Genomic DNA, 22,548 nt, shown 5'->3' with positions numbered 1-22,548 from the left:
CCGGACACAGGCAGGAGCGGGTGCAATCCCGCTCCACCTTCACCCGTGAGTACTAAACCAACAAGAGCTGGCAAAGAGATGTCTGACAGGACCGTAGATCGCGTTGCGCAGGCAACGCCCGGGCGAGTTGCGCGAAAAATCCGAGGATTATCCGACCGCGCGATCGCCTGGATATTCATCTCCCCAACGATTTTTCTATTGCTGGCGATCAACATCTTTCCGTTGATCTGGACCATCCAACTGAGTTTTACCAACTACAAGGCCAACCGGATCGGGCGCGAAGTCAAAGACGTCGGGCTCAGGAATTACGAACGTATCCTGACTGATTCAGACACCTGGCTGAACATGCAGGCGACGGCGCATTTCCTGTTCTGGACAATCTTTTTCCAGGTCCTGATCGGGTTCACGCTGGCGTGGTTGATCAACAAGAAATTCAAGGGCAACGATCTTTGGACCACGATCATCGTGCTGCCGATGATGCTGTCCCCGGCCGTCGTCGGGAATTTCTGGAAATTCCTGTATCAGCCTCAAATCGGCCTGTTCAACTACATCGTGTCCTGGTTCACCGGCAAGGACCCCTCAAGCTTTGAAATGCTGGGGTCGGTCACTTTGGCCCCTTGGGCGATCGTGATCGTTGACACCTGGATGTGGACCCCCTTCGTGATGCTGATCTGTCTGGCCGGGCTGCGCAGCATCCCCGACTACATCTACGAGGCGGCTGAGATCGACAGGGCCAGCAAGCTGCGGCAGTTCTTTACGATTACCATTCCGATGGTGCTGCCGTTCCTGATGCTCGCGGTGCTGTTTCGAGGGATCGAGAACTTCAAGATGTTCGACCTGGTTGTTCAGCTGACAGGCGGTGGGCCGGGATCTGTAACGGAACTCACCTCAATCAATCTCAAGCGAGAGGCGTTTGAGAAGTGGCGGACGGGCTACGCCTCGGCCTATGCGATCATCTTGTTCGTCACCGTGTTCGGCCTTGCGTCGATCTACGTCAAAGCCCTGAACAAGGTGAAACAACGATGAGCAGTTTTTCCGTCACAGAACCTTCGAACCGGTCCAAATGGATCGCCGGTTTCCTGGTCATCACTTATGCGCTGATCACGATGATCCCGCTGGTGTGGATCTTGCTGACTGGCTTCAAGTCTCCGGCCGACGCGATCAGCTACCCGCCCAAAGTGGTCTTTGACCCAACGCTTGAAGGCTACGTAAACCTCTTCACCACGCGCACCAGGCAGACGCAGGAGTTTCTGGAAGCCAACCCGCCGCAGAACTGGGCCGATGAGATCGTACGCCAATACGACATGGTGATCGTTGGGCCCTCCAAATTCGGTGAGCGCTTCATGAATTCGGTCATCATCGGATTTGGCTCGACGTTCTTGAGTATCTTCCTTGGCACGCTGGCCGCCTATGCGTTCAGCCGATTTAAGGTCCCGCTCAAGGACGACCTTCTGTTCTTCATCCTGAGTACAAGGATGATGCCTCCGGTCGCTGTCGCCATCCCGATCTTCCTGATGTTCAGAAACCTTGGGCTGAGCGATACGCATCTGGGAATGATCCTGCTCTATACAGGGGTAAATATCTCTCTGGCGGTTTGGTTGCTGAAAGGGTTCATCGACGAAATCCCCAGAGAGTACGAGGAAGCCGCCCTTATCGATGGGTACACGAGGTTTCAGGCCTTCTACAAAGTGGTGTTGCCGCAAGCCGCTACCGGAATTGCGTCAACTGCGATCTTCTGCCTGATCTTCGCTTGGAATGAGTACGCGTTTGCCGTGCTACTGACATCCGCAAACGCGCAAACTGCACCACCGTTCATCCCGACCATCATCGGTATTGGCGGCCTAGACTGGCCTGCCGTTGCGGCCGGCGCGACGATCTTCCTGATCCCAGTCATGATATTCACCATCCTGATGCGCAAACATCTGCTGCGCGGGATCACATTCGGAGCCGTACGCAAATGAGCGAGTTTCTTTCCGGATTGGTGCGGCTCCGCCGCGGCCCATGGGAGATGGTCGCAACCATCCTCATCGCACTGGGTGTCTTCATGCTGATGCAGCCCTTTGTCCTTTGGGCCTTCACTTATTCCTTCATCGTCACGCTGATCGGAACCGTCATGTTCATCATCGTCAGCCATTTCCCGGAGTAGAAATGGCCCAGATCGTAGTCAAAAACGTAAAGAAGATGTTCGGCGATTTCACGGCTGTCCGCGAAAGTTCGTTCACGATTGAAGACGGCGAGTTTTTCATGCTGCTGGGCCCCTCCGGTTGCGGGAAAACGACGACGCTGCGGATGATCGCGGGATTGGAGCTTCCAACGTCGGGCGAAATCTATCTGGACGGCGAAGAGATCAGCCAGCGGCCGCCATCAGAGCGGGACATTGCCTTCGTGTTCCAGATGTTCGCGCTGTATCCCCACATGAACGTGCGCAAGAACATCAGCTATCCGCTTATTTCGCAGGGCATGCCGCGCGCTGCTGTCAAAGCCAAAGTCGAAGAAGTCGCGGGAATTCTGGGGATAAACGACATCCTCGACAGCCCGGTGGGTGGGCTTTCAGGTGGCGACAGGCAACGCGTGGCGCTGGGTCGCGCAATTGTTCGCGAACCCAAGGCATTCATGATGGACGAACCTCTTGGCGCTTTGGATGCCGAGTTTCGTGAGCACATGGCCGAAGAATTGCGCGCGCTCCACGATCGCATGGGCGCAACCACTGTTTATGTCACACATGACCAACTGGAAGCCATGCAAATGGGCGACAAGATCGTTGTGATGAACAACGCTGTGATCGAGCAATTTGGCACGCCGCAGGAAATCTACGACAAACCGGCCACAATGTTCGTTGCGGATTTTATCGGGTCTCCTTCGATGAACTTCCTGCCGTTTCAAGGAAAGGTCGCGCCTGGCTCGGAAATGGTACGGCTGAATGGCCATGACGAAGTCGTGCCCAAACTGATGGAAGGTGCGGAAGGTGACTTGGTTTTCGGCGTTCGGCCCGAGCATGTTTTTCTGTCGGACGCCAGCGCCTACCGTGCCAAGGTGCTGGCCGCAGAATATCTTGGAACCACCCAGATCGTGACGCTGCAAAGCCCGAACGGAGAGCTGAAAGCCCGCATTGATGCTCGTGAAACCGTCAATCCCGGCGAGACGGTCGGATTGGAATTCCGTTCGTCTGCAGTGACCCTTTTCGAAAAATCTACCGGACGCGCGTTGAGGTCCGCACTGAACGACGAGGTACTGAGCAATGGCTGAAGTCGTTCTGGAAAACATTTCGAAGTCATTCGGCGACATCAAAGCGGTGGACGATATCTCAATGACGATCCCCAACGGCGCCTTTGTGGTTTTGTTGGGCCCAACGGGCGCGGGAAAAACAACGACGCTGAGACTGATATCCGGGCTTGAGAAACTGGATTCAGGCACAGTTCGCATTGCCGGACGCGATGTAGGGATGGATACACCCGCCCAGCGCGATGTGGCGATGGTCTTCCAGCAGTACTCGCTGTACCCGCATATGACAGTGCGTGAAAACCTGTCTTTTCCTCTGCGGTCGCCGATCCTGAAAACACCAGAGGATGAGATCGCGAGGAAGGTCACCGAAGTGTCGGAGATCCTGCAGATCCCGCACAAGCTGGACAACAAAGCCACCGAATTGTCCGGCGGAGAAATGCAGCGAGTGTCGATCGGACGGGCGCTGGTGCGCGACCCTCAGATCTTCCTGATGGACGAACCGCTCAGCTCTTTGGACGCCAAGCTTCGGGCGGATTTGCGGGTCGAACTGAAAAGAATTCAGGCCGACCTGGGATCAACCTTGCTTTATGTGACCCATGATCAGGTGGAAGCCATGACAATGGCCACGCATATCGGCGTTTTGGAGAACGGCAGGCTGGTTCAGTACGGTACCCCTCGCGATATCTATGAAAACCCGGGCAGCGTTTACGTGGCCAGCAGGTTGGGTCTGCCACGGATAAACATCCTGCCGTCCGAGTTATTCGGAGGCGACCACAAGGGTCCGCAGATTGGTCTTCGCCCGGAAAACATCATTGAAGGTGAAGGCAGTGAGGCGCGCGTGATACGTGCCGAGCATCTGGGCGATCAAACACGGCTGCACCTGGACCTAAACGGTCACCCGGTCGTGACGTTGATAGATGTCCACCAGGACTATCCATCTGGAAAAATTATTAAAATCCGCCCCCACAACCCATTGTATTTTGACGCGTCCGGCGCGCGGGTGAATTAAGGAGCAAAGCATGGCCCAGTTCCTCAACACAAAAGAAACTCTGGTAACAGATGCCATAGACGGTCTTCTGGCCTCCTCAGGAGGGAGGTTGACCCGGCTGGACGGCTACCCGCATATCAAAGTTGTCTACAGGTCGGATTGGGACAAGTCGAAGGTAGCGTTGGTGTCCGGTGGAGGGTCAGGTCACGAACCCGCCCATGCGGGCTTTGTTGGCGCCGGTATGCTGACGGCCGCAGTCTGCGGCGAAGTGTTTGCGTCCCCGTCTGTCGAGGCGGTTCTGGCGGGCATTCTTGCAGTCACGGGTGAGGCAGGGTGCTTGCTGATCGTCAAGAACTATACCGGTGACCGGCTGAACTTTGGGCTGGCCGCTGAACGCGCCCGTGCATTGGGTCGCAAGGTTGAAATGGTGGTCGTCGACGACGACATCGCCCTGCCCGACCTGCCGCAACCACGTGGCGTGGCAGGCACGTTGTTCGTGCACAAAATCGCCGGAGCGCTTGCGGAAAGCGGTGCTGACCTGGACACCGTTGCCAAAGCAGCCAGTAGCACCATCGAAAAGGTTGTCAGCATTGGTATGAGCCTTGACACCTGTACCGTTCCGGGATCTCCGAAAGAAGACAGGATCGCACCCGGCAAGGCGGAACTTGGTTTGGGCATCCATGGCGAGCCGGGTGTGCAGCAAGTCGAATTCTCAAATGCCGTATCGGCCATGTCCACAGTGGTGGAGAAGCTGAGGCAACGGCTTGGGGCCGGCGAATGTGTGGCGTTGGTCAACAACCTCGGTTCCACGACTCCGCTGGAAATGGCTGTCCTAACGCACGCCTTGTCCGAAACCGGTATTGCCCACCATATCATCGGTCCGGCCCCCATGATGACATCGCTAGATATGCACGGGTTTTCTGTTTCCATTCTACCCGTGGATCAGGCCGATTTGTCAGCTCTTGAAGCACCTGTTGATCTGGCCGCGTGGCCCGGGGTCAATTCCATCGACCCGATCAAAGTGGCACCATTGCCTGACGGCCTGACGCCGATCGATCCAATTCCTTCGAACAATCCCACCACAAGGGAAACGATCTCCCGCTTGTCTGAACTCCTCATCAACGCTGAGAAGAATCTGAACGAACTGGACGCGAAATCCGGTGATGGCGACACAGGAAGCACATTGGCGACGGCCGCAAGAGCGCTGCAAGGCAGCCTTGACCGCATGCCGCTAGCTGATTTGACTCAGCTGTTTCCGGCGTTGGGCAATGAATTGAGCCAAACCATGGGTGGCTCCTCCGGTGTGATACTAGCAATTTTCTTCAACGCAGCTGGTGATGCATGTGCCAATGGGGCAACCGTAGCCAAATCCCTGGAAGAAGGCCTGAAACGCGTCAGCCAAGTTGGAGGCGCCAAGGTCGGCGACAGAACGATGATTGACGCCTTGGCACCGGCGCTTGCCGCTCTCCCATCGGGGTTGACCCATGCCGCAAATGCCGCCCGCGAAGGTGCAAACAATACAGCCAAAATTCGCCGTGCGAAGGCGGGCCGAGCAGCTTATGTTCCCGAAGAAAACCTAGTTGGACATAACGATCCCGGCGCTGAGGCCGTTGCCTTGTTGTTCGAGGGCTTGGCGCGGGAGCTTGAGGGCTGAGGAACACGTGGCAGACCAAAAACAAAAACTAGAATTGGTGAAGAAGCCAACCGTCAATGACATCGCGCGGGTTGCGGGTGTCAGTCTTGCGACTGTGGACCGGGTCTTGAACAGGCGCCCCGGCGTGCGCGCAGTAACCGTTCAGAAAGTACAAAAGGCAATTGATGAACTGGGGTATGTGCGCGACACCGCCGCGGCCAACCTCGCACGAAACCGGGTTTACAATTTCCTTTTTGTTTTGCCGGACACCGACAATGAATTTGTGGAAGCGATCAGCAACCAGATCGCAGAGCAATCCCGTGACCAGTTTATCGAGCGGACACGCATTACGATCAAAAGGGTCGCTCCGTTTGAACCGCAGGATATCGTCAACATTCTGGATGCTGTCGATAGTTTGGATGTTGATGGAGTTGCCGTTTTCGGACCCGAAACGCCTTCTGTTCGCGATGCCGTGAGACGGCTCAAGGACAAAGGGGTTCCGGTGGTTGCCTTAGTGTCTGACCTGCCGAGTTCCGAACGAGACCACTTTGTAGGAATTGACAACGTTTCCGCAGGACGAACCGCCGGTCAATTGATGGGGCGCTTCGTGCATCGGGAAGGCAAGGTCCTGGTTCTGACTGGCTCTCGTTTGGCACGTGACCACCTAGAGCGTCGCCAGGGCTTTGATCTTGTTGTGGCCGAGGAGTTTCCGCATCTCGAGGTCGTGGCGTCTGTTGAGGGCCGGGATGACCCGGATCTGATTTACAAGATGATGCCCGAGATCTTCGAAACCTACCCGGATCTGGTCGGAATATACTCGTCAGCAGCGGGCAATGCCGGCCTTATTCAATTCCTTTCGGAAAACAAGCTCAGCAAGGATTTGGTGATCATAGCGCATGAGTTGACTCCGCTTAGTCGAGAGGCTCTGAAGCTTGGCACGTTTGACGCCCTGATCTCGCAAGACACCGGGCACATTGTTCGTTCAGCCGTCCGCCTTCTGCGTGCGACTTCGGACAAAGTCCCATTCAACAAAGCGCAGGAACGTATCCGTATCGACATCTATCTGAGGGAAAATTTACCGCCATAGCGGCTTAGGTTTTGGGGAGGAAACTTATGAAAACGATCAAAGGTCCAGCATTGTTTCTTGCACAATTCGCAGGGGACGAAGCACCGTTCAATTCGTGGGACGCGATTACCAAATGGGCGGCTGACTGTGGATACAAGGGCGTCCAGGTTCCCAGTTGGGATGGCCGGTTGTTCGACCTTGAACAGGCCGCGTCCAGCACCGGTTACTGCGATGACTTCAAAGGCAAAGCCAGGGAAAATGGCGTCGAAGTCACTGAACTGTCAACGCACCTTCAGGGTCAACTTGTGGCCGTTCACCCGGCCTATGACAGCGCCTTTGATGGCTTTGCCGCCGAGAGAGTCAGAGGAAACCCGAAAGCCCGGCAAGAATGGGCCGTAGACCAGGTCAAAAAAGCATTGTCCGCTTCGAAGAACCTGGGCATTTCGGCGCATGCGACATTCTCGGGCGCGTTGGCCTGGCCCTACGTCTATCCCTGGCCGCAGCGCCCTGCCGGCTTGATCGAAACGGCATTTGATGAACTCGCCCGCCGTTGGGTGCCAATCCTTGATCACGCCGAGGAATGCGGCGTTGATGTCTGCTATGAAATTCACCCCGGAGAGGACCTCCACGACGGCGTGACCTACGAGATGTTCCTCGAACGGACAGGCAATCACCCAAGGGCTTGCATGTTGTACGACCCGTCGCACTACGTACTGCAATGCCTCGACTATCTGGACAATATCGACATCTACAAGGATCGGATCCGGATGTTCCATGTCAAAGATGCCGAGTTCAACCCGACCGGGCGGCAAGGGGTTTATTCAGGATACCAAAGCTGGGTGGATCGTGCCGGCCGGTTCCGGTCGCTTGGTGATGGCCAGGTGGATTTCGGGGCAGTCTTCTCAAAAATGGCGGCGAACGACTTTGATGGCTGGGCTGTGGTCGAATGGGAATGCTGTCTCAAACACCCCGAGGATGGAGCGCGTGAGGGCGCTCAGTTTGTGTCGGATCACATCATCCGTGTGACCGAGAAAGCCTTTGATGATTTCGCGGACGGTGGCACTGACGAAGCCGCCAATCGCAAAATGCTGGGGATCGAATAATGGTTACAGGACGCAGTGAAGAAGCCTCGGGTCGCATTCGGCTTGGCATGGTCGGCGGCGGAAATGACGCCTTCATAGGCGGCGTTCATCGCATAGCAGCGCGATTGGATGACAGGTTCGAACTGGTTGCCGGCGCTTTGTCTTCGACGCCCGAAAAATCCATTGAAAGCGGCCGGGCATTGGGTCTCGAACGGGTCTATGAAGACTTCAAACAAATGGCGATCCGGGAAGCCCGGCTCAAATCCGGGATCGAGGCGGTCTCAATCGTCACGCCAAATCACGTCCACTATGCCGCCGCGCGTGAATTCCTGAAACGTGGGATTCACGTCATTTGTGACAAGCCACTCACCTCGACCCTTGCCGATGCAAAAAAACTGGTCAAAGCGGCGGAAAGCGCGAATGCCCTGTTCATACTGACCCACAACTACACGGGCTACCCAATGGTTCGGCAGGCGCGTGAAATGGTTGCCAACGGCGATATTGGCAAAATCCGCGTCGTCCAGGTTGAATACCCGCAGGACTGGCTGACCGAGCAGCAGGATTTCAAACAGGCGGAGTGGCGAACCGATCCCGAACGCTCCGGCGCGGGCGGATCAACCGGTGACATCGGAACCCATGCCTACAACCTCGCTTGTTTTGTGACCGGGCTGAGGGCGGAAAGCCTTGCGGCGGATCTGCAAGCTTTCGTGCCGGGGCGCCAAGTCGATGACAACGCACATGTCTTGCTTCGCTTCGAAGGCGGAGCACGGGGTATGCTGTGGTCCTCTCAGGTGGCTCCCGGCAACGAAAACGCACTTCGGTTGCGGGTCTACGGCGAAAAAGGTGGGCTGGAGTGGGCTCAGGAAGACCCGAACTATCTCTGGTTCACGCCCTACAACGAACCAAAGCGTCTGATCACCCGCAATGGCGCTGGAGCTGGGGACGCTGCCAATCGCTTGAGCAGAGTTCCTCCGGGCCATCCCGAAGGATATCTTGAAGGGTTCGCCAATATTTACGGAGAGGCTGCTGAGGCGATCCAGGCTTTCCGAAATGGGATTTCACCTGAGGCGTCCGTTGTTTACCCAACCGTGCACGACGGGCTAGACGGCGTCAAATTTGTAGCCGCTTGTGTGCAAAGCTCGTCCCGAAACGCGGCTTGGGTCAAGTTGGAGTAACTCTGGCTGTGGGCATCGGGTAGGCACCGGATACTGAGCCAGCCAACCCTTCCCTGCCCCTCGGCTCGTCCAACCACCAGTTTGCCGCAGTATTGAAACTCTGTGGCCGCCAAAAACACAGCCCTACGGCGAAGTAACCCTTCGCCGCATCGTCCACGAATGGCCGCTCTGCGGACGAAGCCGCCAACGCGGCCAGCAAGTACAAGAGGCCGCAAACCGGCCCACAAAGGTACCCTCGGTATGAGCGTCTGTTCAGCACAGCAGCTCAAAGATATCAGCGACCGCTTTTCAGAAAGATCGCCGCAACGGAAGGCGATCAAGGCAAAACTGGATGGGTACGTATAGCCTCTAACCATCACGTATCCGCTGCCGGATTTTGAGGTCTAGGTTTGCGCCTCCTGGCCAAGCAACCGAGCGCGCAAGCCTCCTCGATTTGACGACCCTGTATTTTTTCTGATAGACATCGCGCCCTTTCCCAAAAATAGGAGGACCTGCGGATGTGGGTAGCATTCTCGACGCCCGAGGGTTCGGGCTTTTTCTCAGCCGTTGCCAAGGATGAGGGCGGCAACACCAGCGGGCCTCACATGGGATCCCGCGTCTGCCTGCGGTTTCGCCGCGCACAGGACGCCGAATTGCTGCGCGACTATGGCATGGACGGTCAGGTGATCGAAACACCGGGCGGCGACTACCGTTACCGGGCATTCATACCGCGCAACCACCTCGTGACCGTGCTGATGAACTTGGGCAACCACATGTCTTACCCCAATTTCAAGGCCAGCATCCCAAAAGATGATGTGGCGTTCGAGCGCGCCTGTCACGAGGTTTGGGCGGCATTCGGCGAACTACAGGAAGGCGGACCATATGGAATGGGGTGAAACACCCCATTAAACCCAGCGCGGTTGCCTCGAAGTTGTCTTGAGACAAAACACCTCGGTTTCACCACATGGGCCATACTGACGAAAACACTGTTTTTCGGAAGTTACCAGTGGCGGACCGAGGAGGATTCGAACCCCCGACCCCTTGATTCGTAGTCAAGTACTCTATCCAGCTGAGCTATCGGTCCGCGTTGGTGAGGCGGTATTTAGACCCGGCGTTCGGGACGTGCAACCCGATTCTTCAAAAATAATTCAAAAACCCATCTCCCCCCGTGGGAGCCTTATTTCAAAGACCGTACCCTCGGGGCCGGTGCTGGTCAGCACCAATTCTCCCCCGTGGCCGCGCACCAGTTCCTGCGAAATCGCCAGACCCAGGCCCGAGCCACCTTTGCGCACACCACCCTGAAACGGCGTGAACAGATTCTCCTGCGCTCGTGGCGGCAAACCGGGGCCGGTATCCCGAACCTCGATGACCCATGCGTCCTGATCTTCGCCGGCCGAAATCGTGATTTTTCCTGGTTGGCCGGATGTCATCAGTGCTTGGCGTGCGTTGCGCACAAGGTTCATGATGACCCGGAACATCTGTTCCGGATCGGCCCGAACGACCAGGTCTTCGGGAACGTCGTTGGGAATTTCGATACAGCCACCGTCTACGGCCAGAGCCTCGCTGGACGCTACGTCGGCAGCGATATCGCGCAACCGCACCATGGTCAGGGTGGGCGCGGGCTCTTCGGCCCGCCCGAAGGCCAGCGTACTTTCGCACAGGGACACCGCCCGGGTGATCGAGTTGACCAGCTTGGGCGCCATCCGTCGGACCAGCGGGTCGTCGCTGGCTTCGATCCGGTCAGTGAACAGCTGGGCCGAGGTCAGGATGTTGCGCAGATCGTGGCTGACCTTGGCCACCGCGCCACCCAGCTGAGCCAGCCTCTCGCGCTGTTTCAGGGCCTGGGTCAGGTCGGTCTGCAGCATCTGCAGGGCTTCTTCAGCCTCGCGCAGTTCGGTCACCTTGGATTGGGGCGAGATGATGCCGCGCGCATCTTCGGGTGCACGGGCGTAACGCTGCATGTAGCCCACCACGCTTTTGATCGGGCGCACCAAAACCACCCGCACCGCAAGGAACAGGAAGAACGCGGTGATGATCGAGATGACAAAGGACAGGCCGAGGATGCGCAGGCCGTAATCGATCATCGCCATACGCAGGGGCGCGCTGTCCATGGTGACTTCGATAAGCAGACCCGCATCCCGCACAGGCTGCCCGATGACGCGAATGACCTGGTTCTCGGGCGTGAAGAAACGGATCATCGCGTCCCGAATGAGAACCCAAGGCCCGGCGCCTCGCAGATCATAGGTCTTGGCGACTTGGTCTGGGATAGGGGAAGACAGCATCAGCTGGCGCACCTCGTCCCGGCGCAGCACCACGTTGTAGACCCCGGCATTGGCCAGAAGCTCGGCCTCCAGCTCGTCGGCCAGCATGTCGTCGGCCAGCAGCGCCAGCGAGGCGATCTGGGCGCGTTCCAGCCGGTTCAGCAGGAAATCCTCGCGGAAGCGCGCGATCGACGGCACGAAGATCAGTACCTCGGCCAACATCACGAAGACCGTCGTCAAGATCAGGAAACGACCCGACAGCGAGTTCAAGTGGCGCTCCTTTCCCGATCAGGGGATCCAGCGCTGGATCAGCCTGACCACTCGTTCAACCATCTGATTCTCAAACAGTCTTGGCGAGAAATAGGCGCCCGCCACCCGTTTGTTAAGCTCTCCGATCGTGGGATAGGGCGACACCATCGCTGCGATCTGGCTCATCTTCAGGTTATTGGCCAGCGCCAGAGACCACAAGTTGATCAGTTCGCCCGCCTGATGCCCCACGATTGTGGCCCCCACCGGGCGCCCCTTGACGACCATGACTTTGATGAACCCGGTCGTTTTGCGTTCGGCCACGGCGCGATCGTTGTGGGCATAGTCGAACCGGGCGATCTCGACCCTGTCGCCGTGGCGGTCGCGCGCCTGCGCCTCGGTCAGGCCGACCTGGGCCAGTTCGGGGTCGGTATAGGTCGCCCAGGGGATGTGCGCCGTTTTGGCCTTGGACGGCAGCCCGACCAGGGCCGAACGGATGATGACCCCGGCGTGATACCCCGCCACATGAGTGAACTGCAGCCCGCCCGCGACGTCGCCGATCGCGTAGACCATGCGGTTGGTGGTGCGCAGGCTGTCATCCACCTTGATGCCCGTGCGCGTCTGGTCGATGCCGGCAGCCTGCAGGTTCAGGCGGTCGGTGTTGGCCTTGCGCCCCACCGCCAGCAGCAGGTGCGAGCCCGCATGGACCGCGCCGTCCTCGGTGACGACTTCGACCGCGCCGGCCTTCCCGCGCACCCGGGCCACCATCGCATGTTCCAGAATTTCGACCCCTTCGCCGCGCAGAGCCTCCAATACCACTGCGGCCGCCTCGGGGTCATCCTTGCCCAGCGCCCGCGCGCCTTCGATCACCGTCACCTTGCAGCCCAGCCGGACATGGGCCTGCGCCATTTCCATGCCGATGGGTCCCCCGCCGATGATCAGCAGGTGGTCGGGCTTGTCGCGCAGGTCGAAGATGGTCTCGTTGGTCTCAAACGGCACGCCATCCAGCCCCGGGATCGGCGGAACCAGCGGGGACGAGCCCGTGGCCAGCACCACGCGGCGGGGGGTGATGACGAAATCGCCGGCCTGAACCTGCGTGGGCGACAGAAACGTCCCCCAGTCGCGAATGACGCGCACGCCGAAACCTTCGAACCGTTCCTGGCTGTCCATGGGCTCAATCTGCGCGATCACGTCCCGCACATGATCCTTGGCGGCGGCATAGTCCACCTGCGGCGCGTGGTCGGCAACGCCGAATGGCGCGGCATGGCTCTGTGCATGGGACAGCTTGGCGCTGGCCAGCAGGGCCTTGGACGGGACGCAGCCATAGTTCAGGCAGTCGCCACCCATCTTGTGCCCTTCCAGCAGGATCACGTCGGCGCCCATCTGGCTGGCCCCGGCAGCCACCGACAGGCCGCCCGACCCGGCCCCGATCACCAGGATGTCGGTCTTGAGTTCTTGCATGGATCAAAGGCCCCTTCGGCCGCGAATGAGTTTGAGAAGAATGGGCAGAGCCGCCAGCGCGCACAGCCCCAGTATCGGGCCGATCACGAACGGCTCGGTCAGCAGCGACAGGTCTGGCGTCTCGCCCCGGTCGAACACGCCGCCCAGGCCGACGCCGATCCAGGTATAGACGATGCCGCCCGGAATGATGCCCAGCGCCGTGGTCAGCAGAAAGTTCCGGAACTTCACCCCCACCAGCGCCGGCACCAGATTGGCGACGAAGAACGGCACCACCGGCACCAGCCGCATCAGGAACAGCACCGGGATCTCGTTCTCGCGCAGCCCGTCCTTGATTCGCTTGACGGTACCTTCCGAGGCCTCGAGCCGCGCGGTCAACGCCTCGCCCAACCCCCAGCGGGCCGCCAGAAAGATTGCCAACGCCCCGACGGTTGCGGCAAATACGTTGAACACGGTGCCCGCGAACAAGCCGAACAGGAATCCGCCCGTCATCGAGGCGACGGCCGCACCGGGCAGAGAAAACGTGACGATCAGGACGTAAACCAAGATGAAAACGCCCGCCAACGACCAGTAATTGGCATCGCGCCAGGCCAACAGCGCCTCGCGATTGTCGCGCAGGGTTTCAAAGGTCAGGTAGTCGCCCAGCGCAAAGAATCCGACAGCGGCAACCATCAGGATCACAAGCAAGGGAATATGTCGCGCCAGCCCACTGCGCGGCACCTGGGTAGTTTCGGTCATCTTGTCGTCCGGGTTCGAATGCTTCATCTGCCTCACAAGATGCGCGTTGGGCCTCCTGTGCAACAGGGTCTTCACGCCGGGTTGAACACGCACCGGTTCAATGTGAGAAATCCGCCGTCCTCGGGCTGATTCTGAAACTTTTGCCCAGTCACCCGACAGAATTGTTGCAAAAGGCACGAAAACCGTTGCGATGGGGTTTGACTTGCCCGCCGGTTCCCAGTAGAGGACGGGCTTCGAACACCACGGGCAGGCGAATCCGCGCCGCACCCGACCGCCAAAGATTGGAGACGGAGCGATGAAACGCACCTATCAGCCTTCGAACCTGGTTCGCAAACGCCGCCACGGTTTCCGCGCGCGCATGGCCACCAAGGCCGGCCGCAAGATCCTGAACGCACGCCGTGCCCGCGGCCGCAAGTCGCTGAGCGCATAAACCGCGCGACCTTTCAGGTTTTGAACATGACGCCGCCGGAGGCCCCTGTGGATGGCACTGACCACCCCGGGGATATGCCCCCGGCGGTGTCCGTTTGCGCGCCTGCCCTGTCGGTGCTGCGCAAGCGCAGCGATTTCCTCAGGGCCGCACGGGCGCGCAGACAGGGCACGCCTTCCATGATGGTGCAGGCCCGCAAGCGCGCCCCGGATGAGGCCGAGGGCATTCGTGTCGGATTCACCTGCTCAAAAAAGGTCGGCAATGCCGTAGCCCGCAACCGGGCCAAGCGCCGCCTGCGCGAGGCGGCCCGCGCCGTTCTGCCGGACCACGGCCGGGACGGGTGGGACTATGTCCTGATCGGACGGGCCGAGGTGACCGCCGCCCGCCCTTTTCACGCCCTGCTGGACGATCTGCGCCAGGCCCTGCGCAAGATCCACAGCCCGCGCAAATGACCCTGCTTGCCCATATCCTCGCGCTGCCCGTCCGGGCTTACCGGCTGATCTTCAGCCCGTGGGTGGGGTTCAACTGCCGCTATCAGCCGACCTGCTCGGCCTATGCGCTGGAAGCGCTGGAAAAGCACGGCCCGATCAAGGGCGCATGGCTGGCCGCGCGCCGCATCGGGCGCTGCCATCCCTGGGGCGGCGACGGCTATGACCCGGTGCCCGACGACACCCCCGACGCGCCCTGATCTGACACCCCGTCACGCTTGACCCAAGGGGGGTGCGCCGCTGAACATCGGTTTCAGCAACAACCGTCCGAGGCGCCCATGTCCAGATCCAACGCCCGCCAGTCTCTGCCCACGCATGAGGTGACGAACCAACCGCCCGAGCGCAACGACGTTGACCTGTGGACCTCGGACCCGGTTCTGAGGGACTGCGCCACGCGCGCCGGGGCGCGGGCGGCCTCGCTGGCCGCCTACGGGGCCGCTCTGGGCCGAGCCGAAACGCGCGACGCCGGGCGCGACTCCAACCTGCACCCGCCCGAACTCTGCCTGTTCGACCGGGGCGGCCGCCGCCTGGACGAAGTGCGGTTCCACCCGGCCTATCATCACATGATGGATCTGAGCCAATCGGCAGGCTATGCCGCACTGGCTTGGGACGGAGCGCCGGGCGGTCACGCGACCCATGCCGCGATGGTCTATCTGGCCAGCCAGGTCGAGCCGGGCCATTGCTGCCCGCTGACCATGACCTATGCCGCCGTGCCGGCGCTGGCCGCCAACCCCGAACTGGCCGAAATCTGGCGCCCGAAACTGACCGCCGACACTTATGACCCAGCCCCCCGCCCGATCAGAGAAAAACGCTCGGCGACCTTGGGCATGGCGATGACCGAAAAACAGGGCGGCTCGGACGTGCGCGCCAATACCACCACGGCCACCCGCGACGGCGATGCCTGGCGGCTGCGCGGCCACAAATGGTTCTGCTCGGCCCCGATGTCCGACGGGTTCCTCACGCTGGCGCAGGCGCCGGGCGGCCTGACCTGTTTTCTGCTGCCCCGATGGCTGGAAGGCGAGCGCAACGCCATCCATCTGATGCGCCTCAAGGACAAGCTGGGCAACCGCGCCAATGCCTCGTCCGAGGTCGAGTTCCATGACGCGCTGGCCTATCAGCTGGGGGATGAAGGGGCCGGCGTGCGCACGATCATCGAGATGGTGCATCACACCCGGCTCGACACCGCGATGGCCCCCGCCGGCCTGATGCGCGCAGCCCTGTCCGAAGCACATCACTGGGTCAGCCATCGCAGCGCCTTTCAGCGCCGCCTGATCGACCAGCCTCTGATGCGCGCCGTTCTGGCCGATCTGGTACTGGACTGGGAAGGCGCGCTGACCCTCGGCCTGCGCGTGGCCCGCGCCTTTGACGGGGACACTGCCGAAGACCGCGCCTTTGCCCGGATCGGGGTGGCGCTTGCCAAGTTCCTGTCGAACAAGCGCTGCCCCGTCGTTGCGGTCGAGGCGATGGAGGTGCTGGGCGGCATGGGCTATGTCGACGACACGCCGATGCCGATGATCTATCGCGAAGCGCCCCTGAACGGCATCTGGGAGGGGTCGGGCAACGTGATCTGTCTGGACATTCTGCGCAGCCTTGCGCGCGACCCGCTGGCCGCGCAGACCGTGCAGGCCGAACTGGACGCCGCAACCGGAGCCGACCGCCGCTATGACGCCTCCCTGAAGGCGCATCGCGACCGTTGGCCCACTCTGCCCCCCGAGGCCGAGGCCCGCTGGTTCGCCGAGGCCACCGCGCATCTGCTGACAGCCGGGTTGCTGCTGCGCCACGCGCCCGGTGCGGTGGCCGATGGATACATCGCCACGCGGGTTCTGGGCGAAAGCGGGCGCATACCCGGATCAGTCTCGGGGCTGGACACTGACGCCCTGCTGGGCCGGCTGTCCGGCTAGGCGGGCCTTGCCCGGTCGGCGTATCTGCGGTAGGGGCTGCGCATGTTCGACGAAGCCGACGATATCCATCCGCTGTTTGCCGGTGCGCCCTCGACCACCGAGTTCAAGAAGCTGCGCAAACGCATCGTGCGCCAGACGCGCGAGGCGATCGAGCAATACGGCATGGTTGACCCTTCGGCCCATGACAAGGATGGCAAACCGCCGCGGTGGCTGGTCTGCCTGTCGGGCGGCAAGGACAGCTATACCCTGCTGGCCGTTCTGTACGAGCTGAAGTGGCGCGGCCTGCTGCCCGTGGACCTGCTGGCCTGCAATCTGGATCAGGGGCAGCCGGGCTTTCCTGGCACCGTGCTGCCCAAGTTTCTGGAACGGATGGGCGTGCCGCACCGGATCGAGTATCAGGACACCTATTCCATCGTGGTCGACAAGGTGCCGCAGGGCCGCACCTATTGCGCGTTGTGCTCCCGCCTGCGCCGCGGCAACTTGTACCGGATTGCGCGCGAGGAAGGGTGCTCTGCCGTGGTTCTGGGGCATCACCGCGATGACATCCTGGAAACCTTCTTCATGAACCTGTTCCACGGCGGCCGTCTGGCGACCATGCCCCCGAAACTGGTGAACGAAGAAGGCGACCTGTTCGTCTATCGCCCGCTGGCCCATGTCGCCGAGGCCGATTGCGAGAAATTCGCCAGGGCGATGAACTATCCGATCATTCCCTGCGACCTGTGCGGCAGCCAGGACGGCCTGCAACGCCAGCAGGTCAAACAGATTCTGGACCAATGGGAAAAGAACAGCCCCGGCCGCCGGCAGGTGATGTTCCGCGCGCTGACCAATGCCCGGCCCTCGCACCTTCTGGATTCGAAGCTGTTCGATTTTGCCGGCCTGATGCTGGACCCCGGCAAAAACGGCGAAAATTCGGAAGAAATTCCGCTTCTGCGTTAACGTCTGACTCAGAATGATTTCCTAGCCTCCGATTGGACTCAGTTCGCTCAATTGGAAGGCCGGAATCGATGCTGAAAAGGTTCTCACTCCAGAGTTTTCAGAACGCTCTTCTGACCGTTCTGGCAATGCCGCAGGTGTTGGCATTCGTACCTGCATTGTGCCTCGCTGCTTTCTGGTTGGGCGGCGACACGGCGTTGGTCGTTGTCGCTCTGGGACTGCCTCTGTTGTTTTCGGCTGCCCAACGCCTTCAACCGGGCGCAGGTCTTGGTTCGGCGACGCATATGCGGCCCAGGGGGCTGTTGCCACGTGATGTTTTCTGCACCGAGATGAAGTATTTGCACAGCACATCGCGGGCAACCGGAGAGGATTCAGCCTGCATCGTTGTGTCACTGGATGATTTCGACGATGTCGAAGAGCTGCACGGCACTGCAGCAGCCGACTATGTGGCAGGGCGCTTCTGCGACCGCATTCTGGCGGTGATCCGAAGCGAGGATATTGCAACACGCCTGTCGAGAAACACGTTCCTGATCGGGTTGCGCCCCTCACGGCATCTGGACCTGGAAAGCTGCATCCAAACCTCGGGACGCATACAAAGCACGGTGGAGGAACCGATCCCTTTGGACAATGCCAGCCTCTATCTGTCCTGCTCTGCTGGATTTTGCCTGCACTCTGCCGTTGCCGATGAAGCGCCGGACAGCTGGATCGAGGCCGCTCGGGCCGCGCTGGCCGACGCACAGCGGAACGGGCCTTCCACGATCCGCGCCTACTCCGAGGCCACGCGGCGCAGATCAGTCGTCCATATCAATTTCCGCAAGGAGTTGGAGACTGCTCTGGAAACCGGTCAGATCCGCCCATGGTTTCAGCCACAGGTTTCAACGGACACCGGCGACATCACCGGGTTTGAGGCCCTTGCTCGATGGGAACACCCTTCCAAAGGAGTTGTCGGGCCGCAGGTGTTTCTGCCTTTTTCCGAACAGGCCAAGCTGATGGACAAGCTTGGCCAGACGATCCGCCACCACGCCTTTCGCGCGATGCGTGACTGGGACTGCGCCGATGCCGTCATTCCTCGGATCGGCATCAACTTTTCGTCGGACGAATTGCGGGACCCCTCACTTGTTGACCGGGTGCGATGGGAGTTGGACCAGTTCGACCTTTCGCCGGACCGGCTGGCCGTGGAAATCCTTGAAACCGTTTTTTCGCGCCGCCCCGATGATGTCATCACCCGCAACGTGACCCAGTTGTCCAAGCTCGGCTGTTGCATCGACCTGGACGATTTCGGCACTGGTCACGCATCATTTTCGTCGATCAAACGCTTTGATGTCTCCCGCATCAAGATCGACCGGTCTTTCGTGTCCAATGCGGATCGGGATCCGTCCCAGCAGCAAATGGTCAGCGCCATTCTGATGATGGCCGAGAGGTTGAACCTTGAAACCCTGGCCGAGGGGGTGGAAACCCCCGGCGAGCACGCGCTGATGGCGCAATTGGGGTGTCACCATGTCCAGGGCTTTGGGGTCGGCAAGCCGATGCCGGTCGAGCATACGCTCGACTGGATCAAGGACCGCCGCGTGAAACTAGGAGGCGCACCGCGGATTGGGCGGGAAATGGGCGGGAAATCCTGATTTCGGGGACTGGATTGCCCTACACTCACGATTTCCGGGGCGATTCCGCTTGACCTTTTGGGCTGCACTCTGTTGAACCCTGCGGTGTCTTTCACTGCTCAAGGTGGCTGTCCCAGATGGACGATCAGAACAAGAATCTCATCCTTGCAACCGCGCTTAGTTTCCTTGTGATCCTGGTCTGGTTTGTGCTGTTCCCTCCGCCGGAACCGACCACAACACCTGAGCAGGCTGAAATCAGCGCCTCGGAGGGGGAAGAGATTCAGACGCCCAGCGCCGGAAGCACGACTGTCGGCGAGGCAACCGCCACCGCAGAGGAAACCCTGCCGGAAGCCACCGCGCCGCGGATCCAAATCGACACGCCGCGTCTGTCGGGCAGCCTGTCGCTTTCGGGTGGACGGATCGACGAACTGTATCTGAAAGACTACAAGGTCTCGATCGACGAAGGCGCGCCAATCGTCGAACTGCTGTCGCCCGTCGGGTCCAATTCGGCCTATTACGCCCTCTACGGGTGGGCGCCCGGTGCCGGTTTGGCTGGCTCGGACGTGCCGGGCCCGAATACCATCTGGACGCTGGAACAGGGCGAGACTCTGTCGGTAGACAGCCCCGTAACCCTGAAATGGGAAAATGGCGCGGGCCTGACATTCCGCCGCACGATCGGTGTGGATGCGGATTACATGTTCACCGTGACCCAATCCGTCGAAAACGGCACCGGAGCCGAGGTCGGAATGGCCCCATACGGCATTCTGGCCCGCCACGGCATCGGCGAGGATGGCGATCTGCCGGGGTTGAAAAACTTCTTCATCCTGCATGAAGGTGTGATCGGCATGGCCGACGGGACCCTGTCCGAGGTCGATTATGGCGATGTCCGCGATTTCGACATCGACCCCAACGAACGGGCACAGGCCGAGGTCTATCAGGTCAAGGAAAACGGCTGGATCGGCTTTACCGACCACTATTGGATGACCACGCTGATCCCCGATCCGGGGTCGGCTTTCAAGGCGGCCGCGAAATATGACGCGCGGCGGAAGATCTACCAGGCGGAAACGGTGTTGCCGACGATGACGGTTGCCCCCGGCGAATCCGCCGAGGTTACCACCCGACTGTTTGCCGGGGCTAAGGAATGGGAGACCATCCGCGAATATCAGGCCCAGGGCGTTCAGAAGTTTATCGACAGCATTGACTGGGGTTGGTTCTTCTTCCTGACCAAGCCGATCTTCTGGCTGCTGCACAACATCAACGCCCTGATCGGCAACATGGGTTGGTCGATCATCGGGCTGACCCTGATCATCAAGGCAATCCTGTTCCCGCTGGCGTTCAAATCCTACGTCTCGATGGCGAAGATGAAGGAATTGCAGCCACAGATGGAAGCCCTGAAAGAAGCTGCTGGCGACGACCGTCAGAAGATGCAGCAGGGCATGATGGAGTTGTACAAAAAGGAAAAGGTCAACCCGGCCGCCGGCTGTCTGCCGATCCTGATGCAGATCCCGATCTTCTTTTCTCTCTACAAGGTGATCTTCGTCACCATCGAACTTCGGCAAGCCCCATGGTTCGGTCCTTTCCGGGACCTGAGTGCGCCGGATCCGACGTCGATCATCAACTTCTTCGGCTGGCTGCCATGGGCCGGACCTGAGCCTGGCACGCTGATGGCAACGATTTTCATCGGCATCCTGCCGCTGCTGCTGGGGATCTCGATGTGGCTGCAGCAAAAGCTGAACCCGGCGCCCACCGACGCGACCCAGGCCATGATCTTTGCCTGGATGCCATGGGTATTCATGTTCATGCTGGGCAGCTTTGCCAGCGGGCTGGTCGTTTACTGGATCGCGAACAACACCATCACGTTCACCCAGCAATACCTGATCATGCGCAGCCAGGGCTATACGCCGGATGTGTTTGGCAACATCAAGTCGGGGTTCAAGAAAACCCCCAAGACGGACAAGAAATGACCGGACAAGTCACGCAGATCTGGCGCCATCCGATCAAAAGCCATGGCAGGGACCCCCTGCAGGAAGTCACCGTTATCCCCGGGCAGACCATGCCCGGGGATCGCGTTTGGGCGGTGGCGCATGAAATGTCCAAGGCCGACGGGTCCGAGTGGGCGCCTTGCGCCAATTTCAGCCGCGGCTCGAAGGCGCCCCAGCTGATGGCGATATCGGCTGTTCTGGATGGGGATCGCGTGACCCTCAGCCACCCGGATCGGCCCGACCTGACCTTCCACCCGGACACAGAACAAGACCTGTTTCTGGAGTGGGTCAGCCCGCTGATGCCCGCCGACCGCGCCGCATCTGCACGAATCGTCCGGGTTCCTGGCCGTGGTATGACCGACAGTGATTATCCCTCGGTCAGCCTGTGCAACATGGCCTCGCATCGGGCGGTCGAGCAGCGTCTGGGCCGCGAGCTGTCGATCTGCCGCTGGCGTGGCAACATCTGGTTCGATGGCCTTCCTCTTTGGGAAGAATTTGATTGGCTTGATAAGGATGTGCAGATCGGCGAGGCCGTATTTCACGTACGCGAACGGATTACGCGCTGCATGGCAACGACTGCGAACCCCGACACCGGAGTGCGGGACGCAGATACGCTAGGTGCTCTGCGCAGCTGGGACCATCAGGATTTCGGAGTATACGCCGAAATCATACGCCAAGGCACGATCCGCCCCGGAGACAAGGTGCAGGTTCTATGAAAGCTCTGCCATTTCCCCTGGCGGCCGATCCCGACGAGCACGCAAAAGAGGCCGGCCGCAAGCTGTTTGCCGGGCCGTCCGAATTCGTCAAAGGCGTCGTGGCGATGAACGGCCTGCCCGGCCCCGACCGGATCGAGGTCTGTTTCGCCGGCCGCTCGAACGTGGGCAAATCCAGCCTGATCAATGCTCTGACCGGCACCAAGGGGTTGGCCCGCGCGTCGAACACGCCGGGCCGCACGCAAGAGATCAACTTCTTCACTCAAGGCCCCGAGCTGTATCTGGTTGACCTGCCCGGCTATGGCTATGCCAATGCGCCGGTCAAGGTGGTCGAGAAGTGGCAACGCCTTCTGAAACAGTACCTGAGCGGGCGGCAGACCCTGCGCCGGGCCTTCGTGCTGATCGATTCCCGCCACGGCGTGAAACCCGTGGATGACGAGATCATGAAGCTGCTGGACACCAGCGCCGTGACCTTTCAATGCGTGATGACCAAGGCCGACAAGGTCAAGGCCAAGGACCGCGAAAAGATTCTGGAACAGGTGCGGGGCGCCCTGTCCAAACACCCCGCTGCCTATCCCGAGATCGTGCTGACCTCGTCCGAGAAGGGCGACGGCATCCCGACGCTGCGTTCGATCATCGCCAATCTGGAATGATG

General features: G+C 60.1%; 22 protein-coding genes and 1 tRNA gene. 19 read left to right on the top strand and 4 right to left on the bottom strand.

Annotation, left to right across the window (positions count from 1 at the left end; genetic code table 11):
* The first annotated feature begins 78 nt into the window (after window positions 1-78).
* The 10 genes from ACR0IR_RS18240 to ACR0IR_RS18195 all read left to right on the top strand — a co-directional run bounded on the left by ACR0IR_RS18240 (window position 79) and on the right by ACR0IR_RS18195 (window position 10,041).
* Window positions 79-1,026: a carbohydrate ABC transporter permease gene (locus ACR0IR_RS18240; RefSeq protein WP_170366370.1), complete on the top strand. Its 948-nt coding sequence runs from the start codon at window positions 79-81 to the stop codon at window positions 1,024-1,026.
* The gene (locus tag ACR0IR_RS18235) at window positions 1,023-1,961 is read left to right on the top strand and encodes a carbohydrate ABC transporter permease (protein WP_010442361.1); all 939 of its coding nucleotides are present in this window, start codon (window positions 1,023-1,025) and stop codon (window positions 1,959-1,961) included. Before ACR0IR_RS18240 ends, ACR0IR_RS18235 begins: the two co-directional genes overlap by 4 nt.
* On the top strand, window positions 1,958-2,146 hold the full coding sequence (locus ACR0IR_RS18230; RefSeq protein ID WP_170343500.1) for a hypothetical protein: 189 nt from the start codon (window positions 1,958-1,960) through the stop codon (window positions 2,144-2,146). Before ACR0IR_RS18235 ends, ACR0IR_RS18230 begins: the two co-directional genes overlap by 4 nt.
* A gap of 2 nt (window positions 2,147-2,148) precedes the next feature.
* Entirely contained in the window at window positions 2,149-3,246 is a 1,098-nt protein-coding gene (locus tag ACR0IR_RS18225) for an ABC transporter ATP-binding protein (protein ID WP_170366372.1), read from the top strand.
* Entirely contained in the window at window positions 3,239-4,231 is a 993-nt protein-coding gene (locus ACR0IR_RS18220) for an ABC transporter ATP-binding protein (protein ID WP_170366374.1), read from the top strand. Before ACR0IR_RS18225 ends, ACR0IR_RS18220 begins: the two co-directional genes overlap by 8 nt.
* A 10-nt stretch (window positions 4,232-4,241) precedes the next feature.
* The gene (locus tag ACR0IR_RS18215; protein WP_170366376.1) at window positions 4,242-5,864 is read left to right on the top strand and encodes a dihydroxyacetone kinase subunit DhaK; all 1,623 of its coding nucleotides are present in this window, start codon (window positions 4,242-4,244) and stop codon (window positions 5,862-5,864) included.
* A gap of 7 nt (window positions 5,865-5,871) precedes the next feature.
* Window positions 5,872-6,930 (top strand): LacI family DNA-binding transcriptional regulator, encoded by a 1,059-nt coding sequence (locus tag ACR0IR_RS18210; protein WP_170366378.1) that lies wholly within the window; start codon window positions 5,872-5,874, stop codon window positions 6,928-6,930.
* 26 nt (window positions 6,931-6,956) lie between these two features.
* Complete coding sequence (locus ACR0IR_RS18205; protein ID WP_170366380.1) at window positions 6,957-8,012, top strand: sugar phosphate isomerase/epimerase family protein; 1,056 nt, start codon at window positions 6,957-6,959, stop codon at window positions 8,010-8,012.
* Complete coding sequence (locus ACR0IR_RS18200) at window positions 8,012-9,166, top strand: Gfo/Idh/MocA family protein (RefSeq protein WP_170366381.1); 1,155 nt, start codon at window positions 8,012-8,014, stop codon at window positions 9,164-9,166. The genes ACR0IR_RS18205 and ACR0IR_RS18200 overlap by 1 nt, the downstream gene beginning before the upstream one ends.
* A 497-nt stretch (window positions 9,167-9,663) precedes the next feature.
* Entirely contained in the window at window positions 9,664-10,041 is a 378-nt protein-coding gene (locus ACR0IR_RS18195; RefSeq protein WP_170366383.1) for a hypothetical protein, read from the top strand.
* 111 nt (window positions 10,042-10,152) lie between these two features.
* On the opposite strand, the gene ACR0IR_RS18190 is transcribed toward ACR0IR_RS18195, so the two are convergent.
* From ACR0IR_RS18190 to ACR0IR_RS18175, 4 genes are all read right to left on the bottom strand, one after another.
* Window positions 10,153-10,229 (bottom strand) — tRNA-Arg (locus ACR0IR_RS18190).
* A 64-nt stretch (window positions 10,230-10,293) separates the two neighbouring features.
* A complete protein-coding gene (locus tag ACR0IR_RS18185; protein ID WP_254441611.1) occupies window positions 10,294-11,676 on the bottom strand; it encodes a sensor histidine kinase in 1,383 nt (460 codons plus the stop codon).
* 18 nt (window positions 11,677-11,694) lie between these two features.
* Window positions 11,695-13,113, bottom strand: coding sequence for a dihydrolipoyl dehydrogenase family protein (locus tag ACR0IR_RS18180; protein ID WP_170366385.1), 1,419 nt, complete (start codon window positions 13,111-13,113; stop codon window positions 11,695-11,697).
* A 3-nt stretch (window positions 13,114-13,116) separates the two neighbouring features.
* A complete protein-coding gene (locus ACR0IR_RS18175; RefSeq protein WP_170366453.1) occupies window positions 13,117-13,848 on the bottom strand; it encodes a TVP38/TMEM64 family protein in 732 nt (243 codons plus the stop codon).
* Between the two features lie 295 nt (window positions 13,849-14,143).
* Here ACR0IR_RS18175 and rpmH point away from each other — a divergent pair, with 295 nt between their 5' ends.
* The 9 genes from rpmH to yihA all read left to right on the top strand — a co-directional run bounded on the left by rpmH (window position 14,144) and on the right by yihA (window position 22,546).
* Complete coding sequence (gene rpmH / locus ACR0IR_RS18170) at window positions 14,144-14,278, top strand: 50S ribosomal protein L34 (protein WP_005980833.1); 135 nt, start codon at window positions 14,144-14,146, stop codon at window positions 14,276-14,278.
* 26 nt (window positions 14,279-14,304) lie between these two features.
* Window positions 14,305-14,727 carry a ribonuclease P protein component gene (rnpA, locus tag ACR0IR_RS18165; RefSeq protein WP_170366387.1) on the top strand — a complete coding sequence of 141 codons (423 nt, stop codon included), beginning with the start codon at window positions 14,305-14,307 and terminating at the stop codon, window positions 14,725-14,727.
* Window positions 14,724-14,963, top strand: coding sequence for a membrane protein insertion efficiency factor YidD (yidD, locus tag ACR0IR_RS18160; RefSeq protein WP_170366389.1), 240 nt, complete (start codon window positions 14,724-14,726; stop codon window positions 14,961-14,963). The genes rnpA and yidD overlap by 4 nt, the downstream gene beginning before the upstream one ends.
* A gap of 78 nt (window positions 14,964-15,041) precedes the next feature.
* Window positions 15,042-16,664 carry an acyl-CoA dehydrogenase family protein gene (locus ACR0IR_RS18155; protein WP_170366391.1) on the top strand — a complete coding sequence of 541 codons (1,623 nt, stop codon included), beginning with the start codon at window positions 15,042-15,044 and terminating at the stop codon, window positions 16,662-16,664.
* Window positions 16,665-16,706: 42 nt separating this feature from the next.
* Entirely contained in the window at window positions 16,707-17,600 is an 894-nt protein-coding gene (ttcA, locus tag ACR0IR_RS18150) for a tRNA 2-thiocytidine(32) synthetase TtcA (protein WP_170366393.1), read from the top strand.
* 68 nt (window positions 17,601-17,668) lie between these two features.
* Window positions 17,669-19,219: a GGDEF domain-containing phosphodiesterase gene (locus ACR0IR_RS18145; RefSeq protein ID WP_170366395.1), complete on the top strand. Its 1,551-nt coding sequence runs from the start codon at window positions 17,669-17,671 to the stop codon at window positions 19,217-19,219.
* 116 nt (window positions 19,220-19,335) lie between these two features.
* Window positions 19,336-21,162, top strand: coding sequence for a membrane protein insertase YidC (yidC, locus tag ACR0IR_RS18140; RefSeq protein ID WP_170366397.1), 1,827 nt, complete (start codon window positions 19,336-19,338; stop codon window positions 21,160-21,162).
* Complete coding sequence (locus ACR0IR_RS18135) at window positions 21,159-21,896, top strand: MOSC domain-containing protein (protein WP_170366399.1); 738 nt, start codon at window positions 21,159-21,161, stop codon at window positions 21,894-21,896. Before yidC ends, ACR0IR_RS18135 begins: the two co-directional genes overlap by 4 nt.
* Window positions 21,893-22,546 (top strand): ribosome biogenesis GTP-binding protein YihA/YsxC, encoded by a 654-nt coding sequence (gene yihA / locus ACR0IR_RS18130; RefSeq protein ID WP_170366401.1) that lies wholly within the window; start codon window positions 21,893-21,895, stop codon window positions 22,544-22,546. Before ACR0IR_RS18135 ends, yihA begins: the two co-directional genes overlap by 4 nt.
* Window positions 22,547-22,548: the final 2 nt, after the last annotated feature.

Source organism: Ruegeria sp. CF2, from assembly GCF_056537385.1.
The sequence above is the reverse complement of the archived record's forward strand: the minus strand, read 5'-3'. Positions and strand labels throughout refer to the sequence as shown.